Genomic DNA, 2,187 nt, shown 5'->3' with positions numbered 1-2,187 from the left:
ATAGTCAAGAGAACAATGGCGATCAGAGACGACCGCGTTGTTCCCAGTGCGGCTTCGACCACCAGCCCATATAAATTCATATAGAAAGACCTTCTCTTGACCGGCTCTTACAGCATCATCCGGGGAACTCCAATATGCCTAAAGCGACTCGCGGTTAATTGGCCTCATATTCAACGGCTTTGAAGAAGTTCGGCATTCGGCTGGTTCGAACAGATGTCCAGACGACCTTTGATTTATTGGCCTTGTTGAGCTGGCCCTCGCGCATCTGGCGGCCCCGAAGGCGGTCGCGTCATATCGCATCGACTGGCGAATGCCACAAAAAAACTGGCGGCCAAGCTCGGCGGGTGAGCAAAACTACTGGTTTGGTGGGAACGAATATGATTCCATCCCGCCATCGCCGATGCCGCCGACCCGCTTCCCGGCGACCTTGCCAGCGTGCACGCGATGATCCTCGCCGAGCGTGCGGCTCGTCGTGACGTGGAAGCGCTCGCCACCCAGGCCCCGGACGGTGAACTCCCATTCGGAGGCGCTGATCGCGCGGCTCCGGCCGGAGATCGGGAGATCGAGAAGCTCAAGCGCGACATCCATTGTAGCCGCTCAGAGCGCAAGGCCCAGCTTCTCGAACCGATGGAATTGCAGCTTGAGGGGAACGGCGAGGTTAGCATGAGTGTCCAACTCGTATCGGCGCACCCAATGTGCCGCAAATACTGCGGCACCCTTTATCCCTAAGCGGCCAGAATACACTAGCAGACTGTCAAGTAAATAACGAATCTACAATTTATACCCTGCGTCTGTCGCGTCTTTGTAGAACATCTTCACGGTATCGAGAGAATATTCGTCGAGATCATATCCCACCAACGACAGTTTTTTCAGGATGTCGTTCGTGACAGTGATGACGTGGCAGCCGATCTCGTCCGCTTGGAAAATGTTCAGCAATTCGCGTGGGCTGGCCCAAATCAGCTCGGCTGCCGGGGCCACTTTCAGCATTTCGACTGAGGCGGCCATCATTGGAATTGGGTCTCTGCCTGTATCTGCTACACGCCCTGCAAATACCGACACGTAGCTAGGCACGCTGGGGTCAAGCGCAGCAACGACATCGCGGACTTGCGTCAGCGTCATGATGGCTGTGACGTTCATCTTGACCTTGCGGGCGGCCAGCTTTTCAACCAGCGCGTAGCAGGTTTCTTGCTTGGTGTTGGTGACGGGTATCTTCACATAGACATTTTCGCCCCAGCTAGCGATCTCTAGCGCCTGCTTTTCCATCTCGTCAAAGTCATCGGAGAATACCTCGAACGAAAGCGGCTTGTCGGAAATCGAGGTCAAGATGTCCTTGCAGAAGGTGCGGTAGTCAGTGATCCCTGCCTTTTTCATCAGCGTCGGGTTCGTTGTCAGACCCTTGATGTAGGGCTTGGAGTACATCTCCAGCATGCCCGCTTTGTCTGCGCCGTCCGCAAAAATCTTGACCTTCAGGTTTTCAACTTTTTTCATATGTATTGCTCCAGGATGATATCTGCTGCTTCACCCAGTGAAGACACGCGATAGTCCACCGATTGAGGTTGTTTTTCGTTGTAGCCATAGTCGATAAATACGGTCCGGCAGCCTGCGGCTTGTCCCGCTTCTATGTCTCGCCAGCGGTCACCGACCATGAAGCTGCTGTTGAGGTCTATGTCATGGAGCGCCGCAGCGGCCAGAAGGGAACCTGGCAGTGGCTTGCGGCAGTCGCAGCCGTCAGAAGTATCATGAAAGCACGTACGGAACTCGTCTATTGGCAGCACGGCTCCAAGAGACGCGTTGATTGCTTCCACAGTCTCTTTCTTGGCCGTACCCCGTGCAACATCGGGTTGGTTGGTTACGACAATCAAGAGATATCCTCCAGATTTAAGCTTCCTCAAGGCTTCCACAACGCCGTCCAAAATTTCCATCTCTTCGACGCTGGTGGGGGGGTACGGCTTTCCGTCTCGCACAATGGCGCGGTTCAGTACACCGTCCCTGTCGAGGAATACTGCTTTCATCAGCGGACTGCAGATTCCCATTTGGTCTGGTTTGCCTTGAGTTTCGGATGCGACACCAACAAGTGCCAGACCACTGCCTGAAATGCTTCCGAATGCGGAGTAATGTTTTCGGCGTTCACAGTGGGAACGATCACGCATACATCAGCAACCGATGCCGTGTAACCGCCATCACGAC

General features: G+C 54.5%; 2 protein-coding genes and 1 pseudogene. 1 reads left to right on the top strand and 2 read right to left on the bottom strand.

The window, feature by feature from the left end:
* Positions 1-393: 393 nt before the first annotated feature.
* A pseudogene (locus tag AC1DUU_RS30235) lies at positions 394-645 on the top strand (IS66 family transposase); the annotation flags it as partial.
* A 126-nt stretch (positions 646-771) separates the two neighbouring features.
* Here the strand turns inward: AC1DUU_RS30235 and AC1DUU_RS30230 are convergent.
* Both AC1DUU_RS30230 and AC1DUU_RS30225 read right to left on the bottom strand, forming a co-directional pair.
* Complete coding sequence (locus AC1DUU_RS30230; RefSeq protein ID WP_476787002.1) at positions 772-1,488, bottom strand: transaldolase; 717 nt, start codon at positions 1,486-1,488, stop codon at positions 772-774.
* The gene (locus AC1DUU_RS30225) at positions 1,485-2,012 is read right to left on the bottom strand and encodes a D-glycero-alpha-D-manno-heptose-1,7-bisphosphate 7-phosphatase (protein WP_476787001.1); all 528 of its coding nucleotides are present in this window, start codon (positions 2,010-2,012) and stop codon (positions 1,485-1,487) included. Before AC1DUU_RS30225 ends, AC1DUU_RS30230 begins: the two co-directional genes overlap by 4 nt.
* Positions 2,013-2,187 lie beyond the last annotated feature (175 nt).

It is taken from the genome of Aminobacter sp. P4_H6_2, from assembly GCF_056400805.1.
Note: the sequence above shows the minus strand (reverse complement) of the source record. Positions and strands in the feature narration are given on the sequence as shown.

Bases quoted from the DNA above. Each gene is read 5' to 3' on its own strand.
- AC1DUU_RS30230 (WP_476787002.1), bottom strand. From the start codon at position 1,488: ATGAAAAAAGTTGAAAACCTGAAGGTCAAGATTTTTGCGGACGGCGCA.
- AC1DUU_RS30225 (WP_476787001.1), bottom strand. From the start codon at position 2,012: ATGAAAGCAGTATTCCTCGACAGGGACGGTGTACTGAACCGCGCCATT.